The sequence below is a fragment of the Pseudonocardia alni genome (genome assembly GCF_002813375.1).
GTDB lineage: Bacteria > Actinomycetota > Actinomycetes > Mycobacteriales > Pseudonocardiaceae > Pseudonocardia > Pseudonocardia alni.
Genome location: NZ_PHUJ01000003.1, coordinates 4417201 through 4442068, shown reverse-complemented (window position 1 = coordinate 4442068; position 24868 = coordinate 4417201). Strand labels below are relative to the sequence as shown.

Sequence of the window (24868 nt, the reverse complement as noted above, 5' to 3'; positions counted from 1 at the left end):
ACGAAAACCTTGCGTATCCGGATAGTACGTGCTCGGATTACTTCTCGTGCGGGCCACGTCACAGGCCCGACGGACGCGAGGAGGTAGTCGTGGCACCCAGCCAGTCCCTGGAGATCACCATCACGGGCGGCGGTCTCGGCGGGCTGACCGCCGCACTGGCCCTGCGCCGTCAGGGCTTCCGGGCCACCGTGCTGGAGGCCGCGCCGCAGCTCGGCGAGGTCGGTGCCGGCATCCAGACCGCCCCCAACGCCAGCCGGATCCTGTTCGGCCTGGGGCTGCGCCGGTCGCTGGAGCGGATCCACACCGCCCCGCAGGACCAGGTGCGGCGCCGCTGGGCCGACGGCTCGATCATCGCCCAGCTCCCGCTCGGGCAGCAGGTCGTCGACACCTACGGCGCCCCGTACTGGCACTACCACCGCGCCGACCTGCACCGGATCCTGCTCGAGGCCTGCCTCGACCCGGACGGCCCCGGCCCCGCGGTCACCGTGCACACCGACGCGAAGGTCGTCGAGCTCGACCGCACCGACCCGGACCGCCCGGTCGCCGTCACCGCGCGCGGGCTGCGCGTCGCGGGCGACGTGCTGGTCGGCGCGGACGGCATCCGGTCCGGTGTCCGCGACCTCGCCGGGTTCGACGACACCCTCGTCTTCTCCGGCGAGATGGCCTACCGCGCCCTGATCCCCGGCGAGCTGATCGCCGCGGACCCGGCGACCCGGTTCCTGCTCGACCGCTACCACTCCACGATCTGGTACGGCCCCGGCAAGCACCTGGTGCACTACATGATCCGCCACGGCGAGTACCTCAACGTCGTCGCGATCGTGCCCTGCACCGAGCAGGTCGAGCGCGACTGGAGCGCCCCGGCGACCGCCGAGGACCTCGTCGCCGACTTCGCCGACTGGGACGACCGCGTCCCGGCGATGCTGTCCAAGGCCAAGGACGACGTCTCGGTGTGGGCGCTCCACCGCCGCCGCCGCGATCCGGTCTGGATCGACGGCCGGGTCGCCCTGCTCGGCGACGCCTGCCACGCCATGCTCCCCTACCAGGCCCAGGGCGCCTCCCAGGCGATGGAGGACGCCGCCGTGCTGGCCGAGGAGCTCGGCGCGGTCGGCCGCGGCGGGATCGACACCGCGCTCGCCCGCTACGTGCAGCGCCGCGCCAAGCACGCGGGCGTCGTGCAGGACGCCTCGCTGCAGAACATGGACTTCTACCACCTGCCCGACGGCCCCGAGCAGCGCGAACGCGACGAGAAGCTGCGCCGCTTCCAGGGCGAGTCCGACGTGTCGTACGACTGGCTGTGGCGGGGCTCCCCGCTGAACGACCCGGACGACGAGTCCGTCACCTACCCCTTCGCCCGATAGAGGAGCACCGACATGCGTACCGGAGACCAGGTCGTCCAGGACCTGCCCTGGCGCTGGGGCGTCCAGGGGAAGATCTTCCTCATCGGCGGCCTCGGCTACATGTTCGACGCCTGGGACGTCGCCCTCAACGGCTTCCTCACCCCGCTGCTCGGCGTCGAGTTCGACCTCTCGACCGGCCAGCGCGGCCTCGTCGCGACGGCCAACCTCATCGGCATGGCCGTCGGCGCCGTCGCGTTCGGCACGATCGCCGACCGGATGGGCCGCAAGCGGGTCTTCAGCATCACCCTGCTGATCTTCGCCCTGTTCTCGGTGCTCGGCGCCTTCTCCCCCAGCTGGGAGATCTTCCTGGCGCTGCGCTTCCTGGCCGGCATCGGGCTCGGCGGCTGCATCCCGGTCGACTACGCGATCGTCAGCGAGTTCTCACCCCGGCGCTACCGGGGCAAGGTGCTCGCCGCGATGGACGGCTGGTGGCCGGTCGGCACCACCCTCGCCGGGCTCTCGGCGACGCTGCTCGTGCCGGTCGAGGGCAACTGGCGCTGGATGCTCGCGCTGATGGTGCTGCCCGCGCTGCTGCTGTTCTGGATCCGCCGCGGTGTCCCGGAGTCCCCGATCTACCTGGCCCGGACCGGCCGCGAGGCCGAGGCCCGCACCGTCATCGACGACATGGTCCGCCGCACCGGCGCCCCGGTGGAGCAGTACGCGATCACCGCCGCCGCACCGGAACCGACCACCTCGCGGCGCCGCGGTCTCGGCGCGCTGGGCGAGCAGCTGAGAATGGTGTGGGCGTTCAACCCGCGCATCACCGGCGTCGCGTGGTCGCTGTTCATCACCGTCATGGTCGTCTACTACGCCGCGCTGTCCTGGATGCCGTCGATCCTGCGCGCCCAGGGCATGGGCGAGGTCGCCGCGTTCGCCTCCACCACCGTCATGAACGCGGTCGGCATCCTCGGTGTCATCACCTCGGTGCTGCTGGTCGAGGTCGTCGGCCGCAAGTGGGTCATCGGCGTCGCCGGTCCGTGCGCCGCGCTGTCGCTGGTCGTGTTCTCGCTGGTCATGGGCTCGCCGACGGCGGCGGTCGCGATGATCGCGGTGTTCGGGTTCTTCGCCCTGGTCGTCATCCCGGTGATGTACGCCTACGTCTCCGAGCTCTACCCGACCGAGCTGCGGGCCTCGGGCTTCGGCTGGGCGTCGTCGTCGAGCCGGGCGGTCACCGGGTTCGTCCCGCTGATCTTCGGCAGCCTGCTGTGGCCGGTGCTCGGCCTGCCGCTGACCTTCACCCTGATGGCGCTGCTCGTGTTCGCCGCCGTGACGTTCATGGCCCTCGGCGCCCCCGAGACCCGCGGCCGCGAGCTGGACCGCATCACCGGCGACGAGCAGACCCTCGACGCACCGGCCGTGGAGCGGGTGGAGAAGGCGTGAAGCCCGCCGCGTTCACCTACCACCGGGCGTCGTCGGTGCGCGGGGCGGTCGACCTGCTGACCGAGCTGGCCGACGACGAGCCCAAGCTGCTCGCCGGCGGGCAGAGCCTGGTCGCGATGATGAACTACCGGATGGCCCGGCCCGGGCACCTGATCGACCTCACCCACGTGCCGGGCCTGGCCGGCATCCACCACGCCGACGGGGCACTCCGGATCGGCGCGCTCACCACCCACCGGGCCGTCGAGCGGGCCGACCTCGGGCCGGACTTCGCGGTCCTGTCGGCCGCGATGCGCTGGGTCGGGCACCTGCCCATCCGCACCCGCGGCACCGTCGGCGGGTCGATCGCGCACGGCGACGCCACCGCCGAGTGGTGCCTGCTGGCCGTGCTGCTCGACGCCGTCGTCGTCGCCGAGGGGCCGGGCGGGCGCCGGGAGGTCCGGGCGCGGGAGTTCTTCCTCGGCCCGTTCACCACCGCCCTGGACCCCGACGAGGTGATCGTGGAGATCGTCTTCCCCCGTCCCGCGCCACGCGCGGCGCTCACCGAGTACGCCGACCGCCGTGGCGACTTCGCCGTCGTCGCGGCGGGGGTGGACCTGGGCACCGGGGAGGTCGTGCTCGGCGGGGTCGGCGCCGTCCCGGTGCGGGTGCCCGACGCCGGCACGCCGGCCGAGGTCGCCGACGGTCTGGAGCTGCGCGACGAGGCCGGGATCCCCGCGGAGTACCGCCGCGGGCTGGTCCGCACCCTCGTCGCCCGGGCCCGCGAGGAGGCCGCCCGTGGCTGAGCCCGGATTCCGCCGCGACGGCAGCTGGGTCGGCGCGTCCGTCCCGCGCCGGGAGGACCCGCGGCTGCTCACCGGCCGCGGCCGCTTCGTCGACGACATCACCCTGCCCCGGATGTTGCACGCGGCGTTCGTGCGCAGCTCCGAGGCGCACGCCCGGGTGGTCGACGTCGACCTGTCCGAGGTCCGGCAGGTGCCCGGCGTCGTCGCCGCGTTCGACGCCGCCGATCTCGCCCTGGGCGACATCACCGCACTCCTCGACCGGCCGCTCGAGGAGTTCGTCCCCACCTCGATGCCCGTGCTGGCCGGCGACAAGGTCCGCTACGTCGGCGAGCCCCTGGCCGTCGTGATCGCCACCGACCCCTACGCCGCCGAGGACGGGGTGGAGGCCGCCGTCGTCGAGCTCGACCCGCTCGACCCGGTGGTGACCGAGGCCGCCGCGCTGGCCGCGGCCGGTCCCCCGGTGCACGACGAGGCCCCCGGCAACGTGCTCGTCGACGTGTCGCTGTTCGCCACCGAGGGTATCGACGGCATCTTCGACGAGGCGCACACGGTGGTCACCGTGGAGGCCCGCACCGGGCGGCAGAACGCGCTGCCGCTGGAGACCCGCGGCGTCGTCGCCGACTGGGACGACCGCGACGAGCAGCTGGTGGTGCGCACCTGCACCCAGGTCCCGCACCAGGTGCGCACGGTCCTGGCCCGCTGCGCCGGGCTCGACGAGAAGCAGGTCCGGGTCGTCGTGCCGGACATGGGCGGCGGGTTCGGGCAGAAGTGCGTCGTCGGCCGGGAGGAGATCGCCGCCGCGGCCGCCGCGCGGCGCCTCCGCCGTCCGGTGAAGTGGATCGAGGACCGGCGCGAGGCGCTGACCGCGAGCTTCCTGGCCCGCGAGCAGCACTACACCGCCCGCGCCGCATTCACCGCCGACGGGGAGATCCTCGCCCTGGAGTCCGACGTCGTCTGCGACATGGGCGCCTACTCCTGCTACCCGTTCACGGCCGGGATCGAGCCGCTGATGGCCTCGGCGGAGATGCCCGGCGTCTACCGGGTCCCCGCCTACCGGGTGCGCGGGCGCGCGGTCACCACGAACAAGGCGCCGACCGCGCCGTACCGCGGGGTGTCCCGGCCGCAGTACGTGATGGTGATGGAGCGGCTGATGGAGCGCGCCGCCCGCGAGCTCGGGCTCGACGCGCTGGAGGTCCGCCGGCGCAACCTGATCACCGAGTTCCCCTACCGCGGGGTCAACGCCATCACCTACGACCCGGGCTCCTACCGGGAGTCCCTCGACCTGTGCGAGCAGGTGCTGCGCGACGAGGGCTGGCCCGGGCGCACCCTGCCCGACGGCCGGGTGCTGGGCATCGGCTACTCCTGCTTCTCGGAGCGCACCGGCTACGGCTCCGGCGCGTTCGCGGCGCGGAGGATGCAGGTCGTCCCCGGGTTCGACCTGTCCCAGATCACGATGGACCTCGACGGCACGGTCACCGTCACCACCGGCACGCTGTCGCACGGCCAGAGCCACGAGACGACCTTCGCCCAGATCGTCGCCGACCGGCTCGGCCTGCCCTACGACAAGGTCAAGATCGTCCAGGGCGACACCGACCGGATCACCTACGGCTGGGGCTCGTTCGCGTCCCGCTCGGTGACGATCGGCGGGTCCGCGGCGGCCGCGGCGGCGGTGAAGCTGGGCGACCAGCTGCGTGCGCTGGCCGCCCACCTGGCCGACGCCGACGTGGACTCGGCCGAACTCGACGGCCGCGGCGGGGTGCGCGCCGGGGACCGCACGTTCTCCTACGCCGAGCTGGCCGACGTCGCCTACCTGCGCGCGCACCTGCTGCCCAAGGAGGTCGGGCCGGGCCTGACCGCGACGGCGAGCTTCGACGTCGGCGGCGACGGCACGTTCTCCAACGCCACCCACGGCTGCGTCGTCGCGCTCGACCCGGGCACCGGCGGCGTGGAGATCCTGCGCTACGTCTGCGTCGAGGACTGCGGCGTCGCCATCCACCCGCGCGTCGTCGAGGGGCAGGCCCGCGGCGGCATCGCCCAGGGCATCGCCGGGGCGCTGTTCGAGCAGGTCGTCTACGACGAGCTCGGCCAGCCGCTCGCGCCGAGCTTCATGGAGTACAAGGTCCCGACCGCCGCCGAGATCCCCGACGTGCGGATCGAGCACCTCGAGACGCCGTGCGCGTTCACCGCCGACGGCGCGAAGGGTGCGGGTGAGGGCGGCACCATCGGCGCGCCCGCGGCCGTGCTCAACGCCGTCAACGACGCGCTGCGCCCCACCGGCGTCGAGCTGGACTCCACCCCACTGTCGCGCGCGGACCTGTTCGCCGCGCTGAACCGGGAGGCACCGTGACCGACATCCAGCTGGTCGAGCTGACCGTCAACGGGGAACGTCACGAGCTGGCGATCCCGCCGCGTCGCACGCTGGCCGACGTGCTCCGCCACGACCTGGGGCTGACCGGCACCCACGTCGGCTGCGAGCACGGCATCTGCGGGGCGTGCACCGTGCTCGTCGACGACGCGCCCGCCCGCGCCTGCCTGCTGTTCGCCGTGCAGGTGGAGAACGCCGCGATCCGCACGGTCGAATCGCTGTCCGGGCCCGACGGCGGGCTGTCGGACCTGCAGCAGTGCTTCGGTGAGCACCACGGGCTGCAGTGCGGGTTCTGCACGCCCGGGTTCCTGATGCTGGCCGAGGGCTACCTCGCCGAGGAGCCCGACGCGAGCCGCGAGGAGATCCGCGAGGTCGTGGCGTCGAACCTGTGCCGGTGCACCGGCTACCAGACCATCGTCGACGCCGTGGAGGACTGCGCGGGCCGCCGCCGCGCCGCGCTGCAGTCCGCACTGGACTCCGCCCCGCAGCACGCGACACAGTCCGCACCGCAGTCCGCACTGGACGGAGCATCCGCATGAGCCCGAACCCCACCGGTCTGCACGGGGCCGGTACCGACGCGACCTACGCGACCGCCGGGTTCGGCGCCGCCGCCCGGCGCGGGACCCGGCCCGCGGTCGTCGTCGTGGACCTGACGGTCGGGTTCACCGACCCCGCGCTGCCCACCGGCAGCGAACTGTCCGAGGTCGTCGCGGCGACCTCGACGCTGGTCGAGGCGGCCCGCACGCTCGGCGCGCCGGTGGTGTGGACGACGATCGCCTACACCCCCGCCGAGCTCGACACCCTGCCCTGGCTGGTGAAGGCGCCCGGCATGCGCTCGCTGGTCGAGGGCTCGGCCGCCGTCGGCTTCGACCCCCGGCTCGACGTCCGCGGCACCGACCACACGCTCACCAAGAAGGGCGCGTCGGCGTTCTTCGACACCGGGCTCGCGACCCTGCTCCGGTCGTCCGGTGTGGACACCGTGCTCGTGTGCGGGGCCACCACCTCGGGCTGCGTCCGCGCGAGCGCCGTCGACGCCGTCCAGTCCGGGTTCGGTGTGCTGGTGCCGCGGGACTGCGTCGGCGACCGCGCGGCCGGGCCGCACGAGGCGAACCTGTTCGACATCCACGCGAAGTACGGCGACGTGGTCGGTCTCGACGACGCGCTCGCCTACCTGAAGGGACTCCTGTGACCGTCACGTCCACCCTGGTCCGGCAGGTCCGCCAGGACGCGCTCGCCGACCTCGCCGACGTCCCCGCCGTGTCCCGCTGGGCCCGGCACGGCGACGTCGCGCTGCACGCCCTCGACTACGGCGGCGACGGCGTCCCCGTCCTGGTCCTGCCCGGCATCACCAGCCCCGCGGTGACGATGGACTTCGTCGCCCGCGAGCTCGTCGACCTGTGCCGCCCGGTGGTGCTCGACGTCCGCGGCCGCGGGCTGTCCGACACCGGGGGCTCATGGACCCTCGACGACTACGCCGGGGACGCCCTGGCCGTGCTCGACGCGCTGGAGCTCGGCCCCGACACCATCCTGTTCGGGCACTCGATGGGCGCCCGGATCGCCGCCGTCGCCGCGACGCGACGGCCGGTCGGCGGTGCCGTGCTCGTCGACCCGCCGCTGTCCGGTCCCGGCCGCGCGCCGTACCCGACGACGCTGGAGGCGTTCCTGGGTCAGCTGCACGAGGCACAGCGCGGCACCGACGCCGACGGGGTGGCCCGGTCCTGGCCGCGCTGGCCACGCCGCGAGCAGGAGCTGCGCGCGCGCTGGCTGTCCTCCTGCGACGAGGCCGCGATCGCCGCGACGCACGCCGGATTCGAGTCCGAGGACTTCTTCGACGCGTGGCCGCACGTCCCGGCGCCGGTGACCCTGCTCCACGGCGCGGACTCCCCCGTCGTGCCCGCGTCCGGGGTCGCCGAGATCGCCGCCGCCCGGCCCGACGCCCGGCTCGTCGCCGTCCCGGACGCCGGGCACATGGTGTTCTGGGACAACCCGGCCGAGGCGCTGGGGCTGCTGCGCACGATGCTCACCGGGCTCCTCAGGGGCTGACCCCGCCCTGCCCGCCCCGCACCGGCTCCCGGGATCGGGTCCCGTCCGGCCGGGGCCGGCCGGTCCCGCCCAGCCGGGGCCGGGCCGGAGCGGCACGATGATCGGCGCGGGCCTACCGTCTCGGTGTGCAACCGTGCCCGCGCCCGACCACGTCCCTGCTGCGGGCGGCCACCCTCCTGGTGGCCGCCCTGCTCCTCGCCGGCTGCTCCGCCGGCCGCCCCGCCGCCTCGTCGGCGCAGGACACCGAGCCCTGGCCGGGACAGACCGCCTCGGAGCGCGTCGGCGCCCCGGGGCTGGAGGCGCTGCGGACCAAGTTCCGCTTCTTCGCCCAGGACCCCTGCTGGTCGGGCGACCCGGCGACGGTCTTCCCGCGCTGCGGCCGGTTCACCACCGAGATCCGCAACGCCCTGCCCCAGGTCCGCCAGGACGCACCGGCCGCGGCCGCGCAGGCCGACCTCGTCGGGAAGGCTCTCGACGACTTCGCCGCGAAGGGCTGCCAGGCCGACCCGGGCACCCTCGCCGAGGGCGACGCCGCCGTCTGCGGCCCGGCCTTCCACGCGGTCCAGGAGACCGTCCAGGGCATGGCGACGGCCGCCGGCGCCGGGACCTGAGGGTCCAGCCCCGTCCATGATCACCGGTTGTGGAGTCCGGAGTGCGCTCGACGACCTCTGCGCTCCACAACCGGTGATCATGAACCGGTGGAGTCGCACCGTCACCCCGCGGCGGCCCCGGCGAGGAACGCGTCGAGCTCCGCCCGGGTCGGCGCGGTGGCCGGCCCGTACCGGGTGACCGCGAGCGCCGCGGCCGCACCGGCCCGCGCGACCGCCTCGGACCATGCGGTGCCGCGCAGCAGCTCCGCGGCCAGGACCCCGCAGTGGGCGTCCCCGGCCCCGTTGGTGTCGACGGCGTCGACCACCGGCGCCGGGACGGCCTCCACCGCCCCGTGGCGGACGACCACGCAACCCGCGGCACCGTCGCGGACGACCACGGCCGCGTCGTCGCGCAACCGCCGGGCCAGGGCCCCGGCGGCACGCGCCGCGGTCGGCTCCCCGGTGACCAGCCGCGCCTCCCGCGCGTTGGTGCTCAGCACCCCGGTGGCGGCGAGCATCCGCTCCCACAGCGCGTCCGGCACGTCCGTGACCAGGGGCCCCGGATCGAGCAGGACCGTCGCCGAGGACTCCTCGGCCGCGGCGACCACCGACGTGGCCTTGTCCGGGACGAGCAGGCTGTAGCCGGAGACGTAGAGCACGTCGTCGGCGGTGGTCGCCGGGAGCCCGGCGGGCGGCACCGTCTCGACCCCGCTGCCGGTGACGAAGGTCCGTTCCCCGGACGGGTCGACCAGCGTCACGCAGACGCCGGTGTCGCCGCCGGGATCGGGCGGCGCGGTCGCCGTGACGCCCTCCGCGGCCAGCGCGGCCCGCACGAGGTCACCGTGCGGACCGGTGCCGTGCCCGCCGGCGTAGAGGACCTCGGCCCCGGCCCGGGCGGCCGCGGCGACGACGTTGAACCCGCCGCCGGGCAGCATCGTGGTGCCGGTGGCGAGCACGTCGCCGCCGGGCGGGGGCAGCGCGGGCACCCGCATGACCAGGTCGACCAGGACCTGTCCGGAGTGGACGAGCCTGCCGGTCACCGCTGCTCCCGGGCCCCGCCCAGCGCGGCGTACACCCCGGCGGCGACGACGAAGGTGATGACCCAGGCCAGCCCGTTCTCGCCGAACCAGGTGCCGGCCAGCGGCCCGGTGAACCACGGCTGCGCCGACGGCCCGACGGTGGCGAACAGGTAGCCGACGACGATCGCCAGCGCCCAGGCCGCCGTCGCCCGCGGCTCGATCCCGCCGCGGTACCAGTAGCCGCTGCCGCGCGAGGTGTCCATCAGGGCCACCGGGTCGTAGTGGCGGCGACGCAGCATGTCGACGGCGAACACCCCCACCCAGGCGGTGATCGGGACGGCGAGGGCGCTGATGAAGGCGATGAACGGCGGGTAGAACCCGTCGGCGATCAGCATGAAGTAGATCGCGCCGGCGAAGGTCACCAGCACGTCGACGACGACGGCGTACACCCGCGGCAGCCGCACGCCCAGGGTCAGCGTGGTCAGCCCGGCCGAGTAGACCGACAGGTGGTTGGACAGCAGCAGCCCGCCGAACGCGGCGACCAGGTACGGGATCGCCATCCAGGCCGGGAGCAGGTCGCGGATCGCGGCGACCGGGTCGTCGGCCGTCGCCAGGGTCGGGTCCCCGGCGGCGAGCAGGCTGCCCAGCGAGATCAGCAGGACCAGCGGGATGCCCGCACCGGCCGCGGCCGAGGCGACCAGCGCACCGGCCCGCACCGACGGGGACTGGTAGCGCGACATGTCGGCCGAGGCGTTGGCCCAGCCGATCCCGGTGCCGGCGGCGATCACCCCGACCGCGGCGACGACCGCACCCGACGGGGCGGGGGCGGCCGCGGCGACCGCGGCCCAGTCGACGGTCGCGACCAGGAACCCGCCGACGACGATGTTCAGCGCACCGAACACCCAGGTCGCCCAGCGCTGCACCGCCACGAGCACCGCGTGCCCCAGCCCGGCGACGAGCACCGTGCACAGCACGAACACCGCGATGCAGGCGATCGTGATCACCGGGTGGTCCTTCGCCGACGGGCTGGTGCCCGCGACGATCGTGACCAGCGACAGCAACGCGAACGCGGCCGTGGTGGTGTTCACCGTCTCCCAGCCCAGCCGCGACAGCAGCGACACCAGGGTCGGTCCGATGTTGCCGCGGGCGCCGAACACCGCGCGCGACAGGGTCAGGCCGGGTGCCCCGCCGCGCCGACCGGCGATCGACACCGCGCCGACGATCGCGAACGACCCGACGCTGCCGAGCACCGCGGCGAGCACGGCCTGGGTGATGTTGAGCCCGGACGCGACCAGCGTCGCGCCCAGCGGGAGGCCGAGGATGGAGATGTTGGCGGCGAACCAGACCCAGAAGAGCTGGCCCGGGCGGCCGTGCCGCTCGGCGACCGGGACGGGCTCGATGCCCCGGGTCTCGAGCGTCCCGTTCCCGGCGGTGCCGGTGTCGGTCGTGCTGGTGGCCATGGCGGCCTCCTGTCAGGAGGGAAGGCGGAGGCGGAGCAGCCCCTCGACCACGTCGTCGAGGGGATCGAGCAGGGGCGCGTTGACCCGGCGGACGGTGCCGACGAGGTCGGCGGGCAGTGCGGCGGCGCCGTGCACCGCCCCGAGGACCGCGCCGCAGATCGCGGCGACGGTGTCGGTGTCGCCGCCGAGGGACGCGGCGGCGACCAGCGCGGCCCGCGGGTCGTCGCCGAGGGCGGCGGCGAGCCCGAGGGCGGCGACGACGGACTCGGTCGCGGTGACCGAGGTGCCGACGACGTCGGTGACGGTGTCGGCGAGCGCGACCCGGTCGAGACCGGGCAGGACCCGGAACGCGACGTCGAGGCGGGCGGCGACGTCGGCGCCGGCCGCCCAGCCGCCGCGTCGCGCACCGGCCCGGGCGGCGTCGAGCGCGGCGTCCAGCGCGGCAGGGAGCCCCGCGCCGGACACCCCGGCCGACACCGCGGCGGCCACCGCGGCGGCGGCCGCGATCCCGGGCGCGGTGTGGTGGGTGACGACCGCCGACTCGACCACGGCGTCGAGCAGCCGCGGGCCGGTGTGCGCGATGCCGACCGGCGCGACACGCATCGCGGCGCCGTTGGTGACGCCGTCGCGGCCGGCGAGCTCGGGGGGTTCGCCGTCCGCGAGCCGGGTCAGGGCCCGGCGGGTGGAGGGGCCGAGCAGGTCCAGCGACCCGCGCCGGATCATGTCCTGCTCCCACGTCTCCAGGGCACCGGCGAACACCCGGGCCGGGACGTGGCCGTCGTGGTCGAGCAGGATGCGGGCGAGCAGCAGCGCCTGCTCGGTGTCGTCGGTGACGGTGCCCGCCGGGAGCTTCGGGGCGATCGGCTGGTCGTCGGCACCGTCGAGGAGCCGGTCGACGACGCCGTAGCGCTCGGCGATCGCCGACCGGGACAGCGACTGGGTGGGCATGCCGAGCGCGTCGCCGACGGCCAGGCCGAGCAGCGCGCCGAGCGCGCGGTCGCGGGCCGGGTTCACCGCCCGCCGCCGAACTCGAGGTGGAACCGGAAGCGCTGCGGGTCCAGGAGGCTGACCACGTGCTCGACGAGCCCACCGGTCGCGTCCCGGGTGACGCGCACGGCCTGCAGGAACGGCTCGCCGGGGGCGCGTTCGAGGGTGGCGGCGTCCGCGGCGTCGAGCGGGGCCACCGAGATCCACTGCTCCCCCGCGACGCCGGTCAGCCCGGCGGCGGCGAGGGTGGCGGTGATCGAGCCGTCGACCAGCCCGGTCGCGGGCAGCTGCGCCAGCACGCCGGTGGCGGGCAGCGACGCCGTCTCCAGCGACACCGGGACGGTTCCGGCGCGGCGCAGCCGGCGCACGGTGACCAGCGGGCCGTCGTAAGCGGTGGGGCCGGGATCGCCGCCGGGCGAGATGCCGAGCAGCTCGGTGCTCACGGCCGCACCGGACGCGGCGAGCGCCTGCGCCCAGCCGAGCCGCTGGTCCAGGGGCGACCCGTCGAAGGTCACGAACGACCCGACGCCGGTCTCGGTGGTGATCAGGTCGCGCCGGGCGAGCTCGGCCAGCGCGCTGCGGACGGTGCCGCGGGAGACGGCGTAGGTGCGGGCGAGCTGGTTCTCCCCCGGGAGCTGCTCGCCGTGCGGCAACCGGCCGGAGCGGATCCGCCCGGCGAGGTCCTCGACGAGGCGTGCCCTCTTGGAACGCCCACCCTGTTCAGACATGTACAAACATGTACAGCACCGGGCCGGCCGCTTCCACCCCCTGTCCCGGACGCCCGGCACTCCGTGATCCTTCTCCGTGGAGCCGGGAGCGCCCTCCGGGGACGCCCGCACTCCCCGGAGAAGGATCACGTGGACGCCCGGCCCGCGGACACGACGAGGACCCGCGTGCCGGCGCGGCACGCGGGTCCCGGTCGTACGGCCTCAGCCGGCGAGCAGCGCCCCCGCCCCGGGGACCCGTGGCTCCAGCCCGAGCCCGGTGAGGATGCGGTACGTGGTCGCGGTGGCGGCGGACAGCACCGGGATGCCGGCCTGGTCCTGCACCGCCTCGATCGACGGCAGCGACGGCATCTGCACGCAGGCGCTGAGCACCAGCGCGTCGGCGCCGGTCAGGTCCAGCCTGCGCCAGTGCTCGCGCAGGTCGGCCGGATCGAGCCGGGCGACGGCGAGGTTGTCGGGCACCTGCAGCGACAGCGAGTCGACGACCTCGACCCCCGCGTCCTCGAGGTAGTCCACGACCGCCTTCGTCAGCGGCTCCATGTACGGGGTGATGATCGCGACCCGCGTCGCACCGAGCGCGGCGATCCCCGAGAGCAGCGCTCCGGCACTGGAGACGACGGGGGCGTCGGAGCCCTCCGCCCGCAGCGCGGCGGTGATGTCGTCCTCGGCGGTGCAGTGGTAGCCGGGGCCCTGCGCCATGATCGCGACCAGGCAGGCCGTCGCGACGACGTCCGGCCGGGCGTCGGCCAGCTCGGCCGCGGCCCGCTGGGCCTGGGCGTTCATCGCGCGCAGCTGCTCGGGGGTCACGTGCTGCATCCGGGCCCGCGCCGCGTGGAAGACGAACCGGTCGTCGGGCAGCACGTCCTCCCGGGCGCGCAGCATCCGCGGTAGCTCGGTCTCCATCGTCAGGTTCGAGGACGGGACGATCATGCCGATGTGGTGGTCGCGCGTCATCGGCGCGCCACCGGCTTCATCTCCGGCACGGTCAGCTCACCGGCGTCGACGATCAGCTCGTCGTCGAGGAACAGGGAGTTGCCGCGCATCGGGATGTCGAAGTGGCAGGCGGTGTCGTTCGGGCCGCCGAGCTCGTTGTTCGGGCCGATCGAGAACATGACGTTGCCGTAGAAGCTGCGCAGCTCCATGCCCATGCCGCCGCCGAACTGGGTCAGGCCGTGCCAGTGGGCGCGCTCGTCGAGACCCCAGCCGACGTGGCTCATGCCGTAGCCGCGCGGGTCGTCGAAGGACTCGATGTAGGAGCGGAGCAGGTCCGCGTCGAGACCGGAGGAGCCGGCGCCGCCGCGGATGTCGCGGATGAAGCCCTGCTCGATGGTGATCTCCACCGGGGTCTGCACGTAGGTGTTGAACGGCAGCAGCACGTCCCCGGGGGCGAGGACGATCTTCCCGTCGACGCCGTCGTCGGAGCCGCCGGTGAACACGAACGCCGCGGGCCAGTGGTCCCAGCGACCGGGGGTGTCGGTGTAGCCGTACTCGCTCAGCGTCGGGTACATGCCGAGCTGGTAGGTCACGTCGGTGCCGTGCGGGCTGGTGATCCGCATGGTCGAGGACTTGGCCAGCAGCTCCGCGCCGGTCTCGACGCGTTCGCGCAGCTCGGTGGTCGGCATCAGCCGGGCCAGCAGCTCGGGCGGCTCGACCGCGGTGAGGATGCGGGTGCCCGCGTCCTGGATCGCGAACTGCTCCTTGCTGAACAGCAGGAACGTGCAGTCCACGACCATGTCCGCGGCCTTGAGGGCGTCCACGGCCAGGGGGATGTTCCCCAGGCCGGAGTCACCGACCGCCCAGGCACCGCCCGCGCTCGCCGGCGACGGCAGCCGCATGTGGTAGCCGGTCGCGCCCAGCTTCTGGATCGCCCAGAGGAACGCGTCGGCGTACTCGGTCCGTTCCGCGCCCCGGGTGAGCACGACGACCGTCTCCCCCTCGTGCACGCCCGACAGCGTCAGCTGCTGCAGGCAGATGTCGTTGAACAGGTTCTGGTCCATCGCGCACCTCCGTGTCTCGTCCTATTAATCCGAGCACGTACTATCCGGATACGCAAGACCTTCGGACGGGCGGAAACGGCACCGTCACACGGGGCGGATCAGCCGGGGGCGCCGTCGCAGACGGACTTCAGCGACCGCCCGAGGGCGTTGCGGTGGACCTCGTCGAGCCCCTGCGCCTGCTCGACCGCGGCCTGGGCCAGGGTCGACGGGCACTCCTCGTTCGCCCGGGCCGGTCCGGCCAGCTTCAGGGCGGCCACGAGCTCGTCGCCGATCCGGTCGAGCTGCGGCCGCACCCGGGCCAGCTCGGGCCGCTGCGCCGGACGCGTGTCGGGCCGGTCGGTCCACTGCCGGATCAGGTCGTTCTGCACCTGGGTGCTCGCCGCGATCTGGTCGGCGACGACCCGGGCCGTCCAGTCGGGGTCGATGCCGTCGCGGGCCGCGTCCGCCCGCGCCTGCGCGACGACGGCCGCCTCCCGCGCCGGGTCGGTGACGGCCGCCCCGGTCCCGAACTTCGCCGCGGCGACCTGGTCGGAGACCTGGGCGCGCTGCGCGGACAGCTGCACGACCCGGATGAGCCCGTCGGCCGGGGACGCGCCGGGCGGCCCCTCGGTCAGCGGGAGGGGCTGGTCGCCGCACCCGGCCAGCAGGCCCAGGACCAGGAGCGCCCCGGCCAGTGCGGTACCGCGTGTGCCGATCACAGCGGCGAGCCTACGACCGCAGCGGTCGCGCCCCACCGCCGCCTGCGGCGATGCTGGCGGGCGTGGACACCGCGGTCATCCTGGAAGTGGCGCTGAACGGCACGACGACGCGGGAGCGCAACCCGCACGTGCCCCGCACCCCGGCGGAGGTGGCCGAGCAGGCCGTCGACGTCCTCGACGCGGGCGCGGCGATCGTGCACCACCACAACGACGAGCCGATGTTCACCGTCGACGGGGTGCACGCCGTCGAGCCGTACCTGGCGGCCTGGGACCCGGTCGTGGCCGCGCACCCCGACGCGCTGCTCTACCCGACGATGGCGGCCGGGGCCCGGGACATCCCGGTGACCCGGCGGTGGGCGCACGTCGAGGAGCTGGGCCGGCGCGGACACATGACGCTGGTCGACCCCGGCTCGGTCAACGTCGGCCTGCTCGACGACGGGACCTGCCCGGACGCGGCGGCGCCGGAGCCGTACCAGAACTCCTTCGCCGACACCGAGTACATGTTCGCCCGCACCGCCGAGCTGGGCGCCGCCCCCAGCATCTCGATCTTCGAGCCGGGGTTCCTGCGCACCACGCTGACCCTGCACCGGCACGGGCGGGTCCCGCCGGGCGCGATCGTGAAGCTGTACTTCGCCGACCGGCTGCAGTTCGGGCTGCCGCCGACGCCCGCCGCACTGGAGGCCTACCTGGAGCTGCTGGAGCCCTCGGGCCTGCCGTGGTCGGTGGCCGTGCTGGGCGGTGACGTCGTCGCCTCCGGGCTGGCCGAGCTGGCGGTGCGCCGCGGCGGGCACCTGCGGGTCGGCCTGGAGGACTTCGACGACGGCAGTGGCACGGCGCCGTCGAACCGGGAGCTGCTCGACGGTGCCCTGCGCGTGCTGGACCGGGTGGGCGCGACACCGGCCTCCCCCGCGGCCGCCCGCGACATTCTCGGAATCCGGCCCCGCGGGTGATCCTTTCACCGTGACACACCGCGGGGGCGTGTTTCCGGTCGACCCGGACACACACCCCCGCGGGGAATTCGGCGACGCCGGCCGTCAGTCGGTCCGCGGATTCCCGCGGCCGGCTCCGGCCGGCCCGGTCAGAACCAGGCCTTCCGCCCACCCACCGGACGTCCGATCGCTCCGAGGATCAACAGGACCACACCGACGATCACCAGAAGACCGCCGATGTAGTAGAGGAGCTGGATGCCGGCGAAATACCCCACCAGCAACAGGATCAGACCAAGAATGATCATTTCGTGTCCCCTCCCAGGAATGTGAGGGGAAAGTACTCACATACGGGTTCCCGTGCAGTGCGGGAATCGATTCCGATGCGCGTGTCGTGACCTGCGGTGCGCCGGACGGTGCGCGGGCGCCGTCACACGACGGAACGGTTCGGCCCGGTGCCGGACCGGGAACACGGCCCTCGCACCCCAGCGCGAGGAGGAACGACATGAGCCGCACCGTGGCCGACCAGATGATCGAGCTGCTGCACCAGGCCGGCGTCGAACGCATCTACGGGCTGGTGGGTGACAGTCTCAACCCGATCGCGGACGCGATCCGCCGCGACGGCCGCATCCGGTGGGTGCACGTCCACAACGAGGAGGCCGCCGCGCTCGCGGCCGCGGCGGAGGCCCAGCTCACCGGGCGGCTCGCGGTCTGCGCCGGCAGCTGCGGCCCGGGCAACACGCACCTGATCCAGGGCCTGATGGACGCCCACCGCACCGGTGCGCCGGTGCTGGCGATCGCCTCGCACATCCCGTCGACCCAGATCGGCACCGGCTACTTCCAGGAGACGCACCCGGAGCGGCTGTTCACCGAGTGCTCGGCGTACTGCGAGCTGATCTCGCGGCCCGAGCAGATGCCGCGGATGCAGCGGATCGCCATGCAGACCGCGCTCGCCGAGTCCGACGTGGCGGTGCTGGTCCTGCCCGGCGACGTCAGCGCGCTCGACGCGCCGAACGACACCGGCACCTCGCACCTGGCCCCGCCCACCGGCGTCGTGCGGCCGTCCGAGGAGCAGGTGGCCGAGCTGGCCCGGCTCGTCGACGCCGCGGACACCGTGACGCTGTTCGTCGGCGCCGGGATCGAGCACGCCCGCGAGCAGGTGCTCGCCCTCGCCGAGAAGGTGAAGGCGCCGATCGGCCACTCGCTGCGCGGCAAGGAGTGGATCCAGTACGACAACGCCCACGACGTCGGCATGTCCGGGCTGCTCGGCTACGGCGCCTGCTACGAAGCGACCCACGAGGCCGACCTGCTGGTCCTGATCGGCACCGACTTCCCCTACGACTCGTTCCTGCCGCAGGCCCGCACCGTGCAGATCGACACCGACCCCGCGCGCCTCGGCCGGCGCACGTTGCTGGAGCTTGGTGTGCACGGCGACGCCGCGTCCACCCTGGACGCGCTGCTGCCGCGGATCGCGGAGAAGACCGACCGCTCCTTCCTCGACCGGATGCTGCGCCGCCACGCCGAGGCGCTGGAGAAGGTGGTCGGCGCCTACACCCACAAGGTCTCCGACCTGCGCCCGATCCACCCCGAGCACGTCGCGGCGGTCCTCGACGAGGAGATGGCCGACGACGCGATCGCCACCGTCGACACCGGGATGTGCAACGTGTGGGCGGCGCGCTACCTGTCCCCCAACGGCCGGCGCCGGATCATCGGCTCCTACCGGCACGGGACGATGGCCAACGCACTGCCGCACGCGATCGGCGCCCAGCTCGCCCACCCGGACCGGCAGGTGGTGTCGCTGTCCGGCGACGGCGGGCTGACCATGCTGCTCGGCGAGCTGCTGACCGCGGCCGAGCACGACCTGCCGCTGACCGTCGTCGCGTTCAACAACGGATCGCTGGGCATGATCCGGCTAGAGATGATGGTGGCGGGCTACCCGTCCTTCCAGACCGACCACGGCCCGGCCGACCTGGCCGGGATCGCCCGCGCCGCCGGCCTGTACGCCGAGGCCGTCGACGACCCGTCCGACGTGCGCGCGGCGCTGCGCCGGGCGCTGGACCACCGCGGTCCGGCGCTGGTCGACGTGCGCACCGACCCGAATGCGCTGTCCATCCCGCCGCACATCACCGCGGCGCAGGTCCGCGGGTTCGCACTCGCCGCGACCCGCACGGTGCTCGACGGCGGCGTCGGGAAGATGGTCGAGCTGGCGCGCAGCAACCTGCGGTCGATCCCCCGCCCCTGAGCAGGGCGCCTCAGCCGGCGCGGGCGGCGAGCCCGGGAGCCGAGACCGCGTGGTCCAGCGCGATCGCGGCGGCCCCCCGGAGCACGCCGTCCTCGCCGTGCGCGTCGTCGTGCACCGGCGGCGCGACGGCGCGGCGGAAGGCCATCAGACCGTCGTCATAGGCGACGGCGAACGCCTCCGGCGCCGCGGCCCGCAGCGCGGGCCCGAGCCCGGCCAGCACGACGACCTCCGGGTCGTGCGCGTTGACCAGGCCGGCGACGCCGCGGGCCAGCGCCGCCGACGCGCTCGTCACCGCCGCCGACGGGCCGGACTCACCGGCCGAGGCGCGGTCGAGCACGGTGCGTGCGTAGCTGTACGGAGCGTCCGGCTCGGGCTCGCCCAGCATCCGGGCGAGCGCCCGGCCGTCGACGCCGGTGGTCCAGCAGCCGCGGGCACCGCAGGCACAGCGGGCGGCCGGGTCACCGAAGGGCAGGTGCCCCAGCTCCCCCGCCGCGCCCCGGGCACCGGCCTGGGCACGCCCGTCGAGCAGCAGCGCGCCGCCGATGCCCACCTCGACGGTGAGGAACAACGCCGTGCCCGCACCGGCCGCGGCACCGTCGCGGACCTCGGCGACGCCGGCCAGGTTCGCGTCGTTGCCGACCAGCACCGGCAGGCCCAGCCCGGCACCGATCCGGCGCACGTCCAGCGGACTCCAGCCCTGGCCGCCACCGGACTCGGCGAAATGCTCGTCGACCACGGTCGCAGCGACCCCGATCCCGACCGCCACCACCGGTCCGGGCGCCTGCGCGACCAGCTCGCCGACCACCCCGTCCAGCTCCGCCGCGACGGCGTCCGGGTCGCGACGGCGGTGCGGGCCCGACCGCAGCGTGGCCGGGACCCCGTCCAGCCCGGCGAGCCCCGCCCGCCAGCCCTCGAACCGCACGTCGACGGCGACGACCCCCGGCCCGTCCGGGTTGGGGGCGAGCGTCGTGGTCGGCCGCCCGCGCCCCCCGCAGGGCGCGCGCTGCTCGGTGACCCAGCCGAGGTCGCGCAGCCGGGCCGCGATCTCGGTGGCCGAGCCGCTGGCCAGACGCAGCCGCCGTGCCAGCTCGACCCGGGTGAGGCCGGGTTCGCGGCGGACCTCGTCCAGGACCTCCGCGGTGGCGCGCCAGCGGTCGGTCTCCGCGCGCCCCGGCGCATCCGTGGCGGAACGTGAACCGGCTGACATCGACGTCATCTGGTTTGACACCTCCGGCCTGCCTGGATTTATCCTCGTGTCGCGATGAAAAAGGCTCTCACCTCCTCCCAGTCTCCCACCACCGGGCCCGCGCTCGCCGCGATGGCCCTCGGCGGCTTGGCCATCGGCACCACCGAGTTCGCCTCGATGGGTCTGCTGCCTGCCTTCGCCGCCGACCTCGGCGCCACCGTGCCGCAGGCCGGCACGGCCATCAGCGCCTACGCGCTCGGCGTCGTCGTCGGCGCGCCGGTGCTCGCCGTGCTCGGCGCGCGGTGGCCCCGCAAGCACCTCGTCCTGGCCCTGGCGGGCGCGCTGGCGGTGACCAACGTGGCGTCGGCGTTCGCCCCGACCTTCGGCGCCTTCGTCGCCACCCGGTTCCTGGCCGGGCTGCCGCACGGCGCCTACTTCGGCACCGCATCGGTGCTCGCCGCCTCGCTGGTCCCCCGCGAACGACGACCCCGGGCGATCGCGACGGTCATGAGCGGGCTGATGATCGCCAACATCGTCGGCGTCCCGGGCGCGACCTGGCTCGGGCAGAACGCGGGCTGGCCCGCGGCCTACCTGACCGTCGGCGCCGTCGCGGCCCTCACGATGCTGGCCGTCTGGCGGCTGGTCCCCGACGTCCGCGACGAGCGCCGCGGCTCGGTGCTGGGTGAGCTGTCGGCACTGCGCCGCGGCCAGGTCTGGATCACGATGGCGGTCATCGCGACCGGGTTCGGCGGCTCGTTCGCCGTGTACAGCTACATCACCCCGGTACTCACCGAGGTGTCCGGGCTCGCCACCGCGGCCGTGCCGCTCGCGCTCGCCGTGTTCGGGGTCGGCATGACGCTCGGCAACCAGGTCGGCGGCCGGCTCGCCGAGACTGCGCCGGTCCGCACGATCGCCTCGGGGCTCGCCGCCGCCGCGGTGTCGATGGCCCTGTTCGCGCTCACCGCGTCCTCGCCGGTGTTCGCGCTGGTCACGCTGTTCGCACTGGCGTTCACCACCACCGCGACCACACCGGCGCTGGCGACCCGGCTGATGGACGCCGGTCGCGAGGGTCCGACTCTGGGCGCGGCACTGCACCACGCCGCGTTCAACGTGTCCAACGCCCTCGGGGCCGCGCTGGGTGCCCTGGTGCTGGCCGCCGGATGGCGCTGGACCGCGCCCGCCGCGGTCGCGACCGTGCTGCCACTGCTGGGGCTGGCCGCGTTGGGGGTTGCGGTTCGGATGGAGCGCTCCGAGCGGCGCGAGGAGCTCGCCCTCGCTGCCTGAGGACCGCCTGGTAGCTCACACAAGCGAGAGGTGTCGATCAGATCACCTCCGGGAAGCCTGCCCTCGAGTTGATCGTTGCGTAAGACAACGATCACGTCGAGAGGAGCTCGGACATGTCCGCCGATCTGGACAGCGCCACCGCGCCGCGCCACGGCGCCGCCACGCAGAGCGGGGCCGCCCTGCACAGCGACGTCGAGGAGCTCCTCGACGCCCTCGCCGCCGACCGCGGCCGCGAGGCCGTGGTGCACCGCGACCGCAGGATCACCGCGGGCGAGCTCGCGGACTCCGTGCACCGGCTCGCCCACACCCTCGACGGCCGGGTCGAGCCGGGCCGGGTCGTGGCGCTGCTGGCCGGTAACACACCCGGGGCGGTCGTCGCGCGGCTCGCGGTGACGCTGCTCGGGGCGGGCATCGCCCAGCCGCACGAGGGCCTGTCCGCCGCCGCGCAGGCCCGCATCGTCGACGACGTCGAGGCGCCGCTCGTCCTCGCCGACGCCGACGCCGCGACGACCGCCGAGCCCGTCCTCGCGCTGGTCCCCGGCGTCGACGTGCTCTGGCTCGGCCCGCACGGCACCGACACCGACGTGACGGCCGAGGCCGCGACGGCGTCCACCGAGCCGGTCCGGGGCCGCGCCCGGCCGGACGCCATCGAGCAGATCCGGCACACCGGCGGCACCACCGGCCACCCGAAGGGCATCACCTACACCTTCGACCACCACCGTCGCGGTGCCGCGATGCGCCGCGGGGCAGGCGGGTTCGGCAGCGGCGACGCCGGCGCGCGGCTGCTCGTCGCCACCCCGGTCGCCCACGTGGGCGGGTCGCTCGCCGACCGCACCCTGGCCGACGGCGGGACCGTCGTTCTCCAGGACGGCTTCGAGGCGGGCGCCTTCCTCGCCGCGGTCGAGCGGGAGCGGATCACCCACACCTTCCTCCTGCCGCCGCTGATCTACCGGCTGCTCGACCACCCCGACCTGGACCGGACCGACCTGTCGTCGCTGCGGTCGCTGGTGTACGGCGGGGCGCCGGCCAACCCGCGGCGCATCGCCGAGGCGCTGCGCCGGATCGGCCCGGTGTTCACCCAGTTCTACGGCCAGACCGAGGCCGGCGGGATCAGTGTGCTCACCGCCGAGGAGCACCGGGACCCCGACCTGCTCGGCACCGTCGGGCGGCCGATCCCCACCACCACGATCGCGATCACCGACGCCGACGGCCGCCCCGTCGCCCCGGGCGGGCGCGGTGAGCTGTGGGTGCACACCGGCATGGAGATGGACGGCTACTGGAAGCAGCCGGAGCTGACCGCCGCCACCGTCGTCGACGGGTGGGTGCGGACCGGCGACGTCGCCCGCCAGGACGCCGACGGCTACCTGCACCTGCTCGACCGGGTCAAGGACATGATCGTCGTCGTGGGCGGGCACGTGTACACCTCCGAGCTGGAGGACCTGCTCATGGAGCACCCGGCCGTCCGGCACGCCGCGGTCTTCGGGGTGCCCGACGACGACGGCACCGAGACCGTGCACGCCGCCGTCGTCACCGACTCCCCGGCGCCGAGCCCGGACGAGCTGACCGGCCTGGTCGCCGAGCGCGCCGGCGCGATGTACGTGCCGGACACCGTGGAGTTCGTCGAGCGGATCCCGCTGACCGGGATCGGCAAGACCGACAAGAAGCGGCTGCGCGCCGAGCTCGTCGGTCAGCCGCGCTGACGGACCGCCTCGTAGAGCACCACGGCCGCGGCGATCGAGGCGTTGAGCGAGTTGACCCGCCCGCGCATCGGGATGACCACCGTGGCGTCGGCCCGGTCGAGCCACGCGTCGGTCACCCCGGTGGCCTCGGTCCCGATGACCAGCGCGGTCGGCCCGGTCAGGTCGGTGCCGGCGAGCCCGGTCGTCCCGGCCGGGGTGGTGACGAGGGTGGCGATGCCGCGCCGGTCGAGCCAGTCGAGGACCTCGGTGGTGGACGCGGACGCGACCGGCACCGCGAACACCGTCCCCTTCGACGCCCGCACCACGTTGGGGTTGGCGAAGTCGGTGCCGCCGCGCTCCGGGGTCGCGATCACCACCGCGTCCACCCCGCACGCCTCGGCGGTGCGCAGCATCGCCCCGACGTTGCCGGGCTTCTCGACACCCTCGGCGACGAGCACGAGCGGGTCCGGGCCGAGGTACAGCTCGTCGAGCGGGCGGCCGGGGGCCGGCGCCACGGCGAGCCAGCCGTCCGGGGACTCGCGGTAGGCGATCCGGGCGAACACCTCGCGGGTCACCGAGAACACCCGCGCCGACGGCATCCGGGCCAGCAGCGCATCCGACCGCACGAGGTCCGGCGCCCAGTACACCTCGGTCGGCTCGACGCCGGCGTCGAGCGCGAGCGCCAGCTCGTCGTGCCCCTCGATCACGGTGACGGCCGCCGCGTCGCGGTGGCGGCGGGTGCGCAGCCGGACCAGGTTCTTGACACGCGGGTTGGCGGTACTGGTCAGGTCGGGCACCCGACGAGCCTAGGACGGCGGGGCGTCCGGGGACCGGCCGGGACCGGGTGCCCCGTCCGGGTCTCCGGAGCGGACCGCGAGCCACCCGGCGGTGACCGCGGCCGCGGCGGCGAGCACCGCCAGCGGGGCGGCGAGCGCCGTCGTCGCGACGAATGCGGTGGCCAGCCACGGCGCGGCGAACCCGGAGTAGGCGGCGGTGTAGAACAGCCCGTTCACCGCGCCCCGCCCGGACGCCGGCGCCAGCCGGCCGACGCGGGTGAGCCCGGCGTTGAGGCAGAGCCCGCCGCCCGCGCCGAACAGCACCCCGGCCACCGCGACACCCGCGACGGCGGCCGGTCCGGGTGGCGCGAGCAGCGCGGTGACCGTCGCGGCGGCGGCCCCGAGGGCGCCCAGCCCGGCCCCGGCGGGCCCGGTGCGGCGGCCGAGGCGGTGCGCGAAGGGCTGCACCAGCGTCCCGGTGCCCAGGGTCAGCGCGGCGAGCAGCCCGGTGAACGCGACCGCGCCGGAGATCCCGGGCAGCAGCAGCGGCAGCACGGTCACCGCGACCGACGGGAACGCGTACACGCACACCGCGGTCGGCACGACCACCCGCACGAACACCCGCCGCGCGGCCGGGGTCAGGCCCGGCCGGGGCAGCAGGCCGCGGGACGGCGGCCCGGCCGGGCGGGTCCCCGTCCCGACGGTGGCGAGCACCGCGGCGACCGCCACCACCAACAGGGCCACGTGCACGAGGTAGGGCAGGGCGAGCGGCAGCGGCCCGGAGGTCGCGAGCAGCCCGGAGGTCAGCGGCCCGAGGCAGAAGCCGGCGGTCTGGGCGACCGACGCCGCCCGCGCGGCCCGCGGCGCGCCGTCCGGCCCGGCGAGGTCCTGCAGCCAGGCGCTGCCCACCGAGAACACCGCACCGGACGCCAGCCCCTGCAGGAACCGGGCCGCGAACAGCAGCCACAGCGCCGACGCCCCGCCGAGGAACAGCAGCGACGCCCCGGCGACCCCGGCGGCGACCGGCAGCAGCACCCGGACCCGCCCGAACCGGTCCGACGCCGGCCCGCCCAGCAGCAGCGACGGCGCCAGCCCGAGCGCGTACACCCCGAAGATCGCGGCGAGCGTGCTCGCCGACAGATCGAGCTCGGCCCGGTAGACCAGAAGCAGCGGGGTCGGGACGTTCGTGCCGAAGGCCGTCGCGAACAGCAGCCCGCAGGCCGCGAGCCACGTCCGGTCCCCCCGGCCTCCCTGCCGCACGGCCGCATCCTGCCAGCCGGGGGTTACCTACCGGTAGCCTCCGCAGCGAGGACCGGCGACGAGGACGGAGTG

The 24868-nt window shown here is 74.9% G+C and carries 23 protein-coding genes; 12 read left to right on the top strand and 11 right to left on the bottom strand.

Translation table 11 applies throughout. The features are described from left to right. Positions 1 to 89: 89 nt before the first annotated feature. The 8 genes from ATL51_RS21970 to ATL51_RS21935 all read left to right on the top strand — a co-directional run bounded on the left by ATL51_RS21970 (position 90) and on the right by ATL51_RS21935 (position 8578). Positions 90 to 1358: an FAD-dependent monooxygenase gene (locus ATL51_RS21970; protein WP_073576209.1), complete on the top strand. Its 1269-nt coding sequence runs from the start codon at positions 90 to 92 to the stop codon at positions 1356 to 1358. A 12-nt stretch (positions 1359 to 1370) separates the two neighbouring features. Then, positions 1371 to 2777 (top strand): MFS transporter, encoded by a 1407-nt coding sequence (locus tag ATL51_RS21965; RefSeq protein WP_100879804.1) that lies wholly within the window; start codon positions 1371 to 1373, stop codon positions 2775 to 2777. Next, a complete protein-coding gene (locus ATL51_RS21960; protein WP_100879803.1) occupies positions 2774 to 3559 on the top strand; it encodes an FAD binding domain-containing protein in 786 nt (261 codons plus the stop codon). The genes ATL51_RS21965 and ATL51_RS21960 overlap by 4 nt, the downstream gene beginning before the upstream one ends. Continuing rightward, positions 3552 to 5906, top strand: coding sequence for a xanthine dehydrogenase family protein molybdopterin-binding subunit (locus tag ATL51_RS21955; RefSeq protein WP_100879802.1), 2355 nt, complete (start codon positions 3552 to 3554; stop codon positions 5904 to 5906). The genes ATL51_RS21960 and ATL51_RS21955 overlap by 8 nt, the downstream gene beginning before the upstream one ends. Continuing rightward, entirely contained in the window at positions 5903 to 6463 is a 561-nt protein-coding gene (locus ATL51_RS21950; protein WP_062400706.1) for a (2Fe-2S)-binding protein, read from the top strand. Before ATL51_RS21955 ends, ATL51_RS21950 begins: the two co-directional genes overlap by 4 nt. Then, a complete protein-coding gene (locus ATL51_RS21945; RefSeq protein ID WP_100879801.1) occupies positions 6460 to 7113 on the top strand; it encodes an isochorismatase family protein in 654 nt (217 codons plus the stop codon). Before ATL51_RS21950 ends, ATL51_RS21945 begins: the two co-directional genes overlap by 4 nt. Continuing rightward, positions 7110 to 7967, top strand: coding sequence for an alpha/beta fold hydrolase (locus ATL51_RS21940; RefSeq protein WP_100879800.1), 858 nt, complete (start codon positions 7110 to 7112; stop codon positions 7965 to 7967). The genes ATL51_RS21945 and ATL51_RS21940 overlap by 4 nt, the downstream gene beginning before the upstream one ends. A gap of 125 nt (positions 7968 to 8092) precedes the next feature. Continuing rightward, on the top strand, positions 8093 to 8578 hold the full coding sequence (locus ATL51_RS21935; RefSeq protein WP_100879799.1) for a hypothetical protein: 486 nt from the start codon (positions 8093 to 8095) through the stop codon (positions 8576 to 8578). A gap of 101 nt (positions 8579 to 8679) precedes the next feature. Here the strand turns inward: ATL51_RS21935 and ATL51_RS21930 are convergent, their stop codons facing one another. From ATL51_RS21930 to aroQ, 7 genes are all read right to left on the bottom strand, one after another. Further along, on the bottom strand, positions 8680 to 9597 hold the full coding sequence (locus tag ATL51_RS21930; protein WP_100879798.1) for a PfkB family carbohydrate kinase: 918 nt from the start codon (positions 9595 to 9597) through the stop codon (positions 8680 to 8682). Beyond that, positions 9594 to 11036 carry a purine-cytosine permease family protein gene (locus tag ATL51_RS21925; protein ID WP_100879797.1) on the bottom strand — a complete coding sequence of 481 codons (1443 nt, stop codon included), beginning with the start codon at positions 11034 to 11036 and terminating at the stop codon, positions 9594 to 9596. Before ATL51_RS21925 ends, ATL51_RS21930 begins: the two co-directional genes overlap by 4 nt. Before the next feature lie 12 nt (positions 11037 to 11048). Then, complete coding sequence (locus tag ATL51_RS21920) at positions 11049 to 12050, bottom strand: ADP-ribosylglycohydrolase family protein (RefSeq protein WP_301549123.1); 1002 nt, start codon at positions 12048 to 12050, stop codon at positions 11049 to 11051. Next, positions 12047 to 12751, bottom strand: a complete 705-nt coding sequence (locus ATL51_RS21915; RefSeq protein WP_100879796.1) for a GntR family transcriptional regulator — start codon at positions 12749 to 12751, stop codon at positions 12047 to 12049. The genes ATL51_RS21920 and ATL51_RS21915 overlap by 4 nt, the downstream gene beginning before the upstream one ends. 201 nt (positions 12752 to 12952) lie before the next feature. Beyond that, a complete protein-coding gene (locus ATL51_RS21910; protein ID WP_100879795.1) occupies positions 12953 to 13702 on the bottom strand; it encodes a maleate cis-trans isomerase family protein in 750 nt (249 codons plus the stop codon). Then, complete coding sequence (locus ATL51_RS21905) at positions 13699 to 14745, bottom strand: M29 family metallopeptidase (protein WP_100879794.1); 1047 nt, start codon at positions 14743 to 14745, stop codon at positions 13699 to 13701. The genes ATL51_RS21910 and ATL51_RS21905 overlap by 4 nt, the downstream gene beginning before the upstream one ends. A gap of 98 nt (positions 14746 to 14843) precedes the next feature. After that, entirely contained in the window at positions 14844 to 15443 is a 600-nt protein-coding gene (aroQ, locus tag ATL51_RS21900; protein ID WP_157818483.1) for a gamma subclass chorismate mutase AroQ, read from the bottom strand. A gap of 62 nt (positions 15444 to 15505) precedes the next feature. Here aroQ and ATL51_RS21895 point away from each other — a divergent pair, with 62 nt between their 5' ends. Next, positions 15506 to 16393, top strand: a complete 888-nt coding sequence (locus ATL51_RS21895; protein WP_301549122.1) for a BKACE family enzyme — start codon at positions 15506 to 15508, stop codon at positions 16391 to 16393. Between the two features lie 128 nt (positions 16394 to 16521). On the opposite strand, the gene ATL51_RS28730 is transcribed toward ATL51_RS21895, so the two are convergent. Then, on the bottom strand, positions 16522 to 16677 hold the full coding sequence (locus tag ATL51_RS28730; protein WP_167410033.1) for a hypothetical protein: 156 nt from the start codon (positions 16675 to 16677) through the stop codon (positions 16522 to 16524). 197 nt (positions 16678 to 16874) lie between these two features. Between ATL51_RS28730 and ATL51_RS21890 the strand changes: the two genes are divergently transcribed. After that, positions 16875 to 18611, top strand: a complete 1737-nt coding sequence (locus ATL51_RS21890; protein WP_073576223.1) for a pyruvate dehydrogenase — start codon at positions 16875 to 16877, stop codon at positions 18609 to 18611. A gap of 10 nt (positions 18612 to 18621) precedes the next feature. Here ATL51_RS21890 and ATL51_RS21885 read toward each other — a convergent pair whose 3' ends face one another. Next, on the bottom strand, positions 18622 to 19827 hold the full coding sequence (locus ATL51_RS21885) for an ROK family transcriptional regulator (RefSeq protein WP_208623048.1): 1206 nt from the start codon (positions 19825 to 19827) through the stop codon (positions 18622 to 18624). A 45-nt stretch (positions 19828 to 19872) separates the two neighbouring features. Between ATL51_RS21885 and ATL51_RS21880 the strand changes: the two genes are divergently transcribed. Both ATL51_RS21880 and ATL51_RS21875 read left to right on the top strand, forming a co-directional pair. Next, positions 19873 to 21081: an MFS transporter gene (locus ATL51_RS21880; RefSeq protein ID WP_100879791.1), complete on the top strand. Its 1209-nt coding sequence runs from the start codon at positions 19873 to 19875 to the stop codon at positions 21079 to 21081. A gap of 113 nt (positions 21082 to 21194) precedes the next feature. Further along, on the top strand, positions 21195 to 22781 hold the full coding sequence (locus ATL51_RS21875) for an AMP-binding protein (RefSeq protein ID WP_100879790.1): 1587 nt from the start codon (positions 21195 to 21197) through the stop codon (positions 22779 to 22781). On the opposite strand, the gene ATL51_RS21870 is transcribed toward ATL51_RS21875, so the two are convergent. After that, entirely contained in the window at positions 22769 to 23557 is a 789-nt protein-coding gene (locus tag ATL51_RS21870) for a TrmH family RNA methyltransferase (RefSeq protein ID WP_100879789.1), read from the bottom strand. The genes ATL51_RS21875 and ATL51_RS21870 overlap by 13 nt on opposite strands. A gap of 9 nt (positions 23558 to 23566) precedes the next feature. Next, positions 23567 to 24796 carry an MFS transporter gene (locus ATL51_RS21865; RefSeq protein WP_100879788.1) on the bottom strand — a complete coding sequence of 410 codons (1230 nt, stop codon included), beginning with the start codon at positions 24794 to 24796 and terminating at the stop codon, positions 23567 to 23569. Positions 24797 to 24868: the final 72 nt, after the last annotated feature.

What these genes read in the sequence shown, in the direction of transcription:
- ATL51_RS21925 (WP_100879797.1), bottom strand. Translation starts at nt 11,036, where the DNA reads ATGGCCACCAGCACGACCGACACCGGCACCGCCGGGAACGGGACGCTC.
- ATL51_RS21915 (WP_100879796.1), bottom strand. Translation starts at nt 12,751, where the DNA reads ATGTCTGAACAGGGTGGGCGTTCCAAGAGGGCACGCCTCGTCGAGGAC.
- ATL51_RS28730 (WP_167410033.1), bottom strand. Translation starts at nt 16,677, where the DNA reads ATGATCATTCTTGGTCTGATCCTGTTGCTGGTGGGGTATTTCGCCGGC.
- ATL51_RS21885 (WP_208623048.1), bottom strand. Translation starts at nt 19,827, where the DNA reads ATGACGTCGATGTCAGCCGGTTCACGTTCCGCCACGGATGCGCCGGGG.
- ATL51_RS21875 (WP_100879790.1), top strand. Translation starts at nt 21,195, where the DNA reads ATGTCCGCCGATCTGGACAGCGCCACCGCGCCGCGCCACGGCGCCGCC.
- ATL51_RS21910 (WP_100879795.1), bottom strand. Translation starts at nt 13,702, where the DNA reads ATGACGCGCGACCACCACATCGGCATGATCGTCCCGTCCTCGAACCTG.
- ATL51_RS21905 (WP_100879794.1), bottom strand. Translation starts at nt 14,745, where the DNA reads ATGGACCAGAACCTGTTCAACGACATCTGCCTGCAGCAGCTGACGCTG.
- ATL51_RS21890 (WP_073576223.1), top strand. Translation starts at nt 16,875, where the DNA reads ATGAGCCGCACCGTGGCCGACCAGATGATCGAGCTGCTGCACCAGGCC.
- ATL51_RS21880 (WP_100879791.1), top strand. Translation starts at nt 19,873, where the DNA reads ATGAAAAAGGCTCTCACCTCCTCCCAGTCTCCCACCACCGGGCCCGCG.
- ATL51_RS21965 (WP_100879804.1), top strand. Translation starts at nt 1,371, where the DNA reads ATGCGTACCGGAGACCAGGTCGTCCAGGACCTGCCCTGGCGCTGGGGC.
- ATL51_RS21945 (WP_100879801.1), top strand. Translation starts at nt 6,460, where the DNA reads ATGAGCCCGAACCCCACCGGTCTGCACGGGGCCGGTACCGACGCGACC.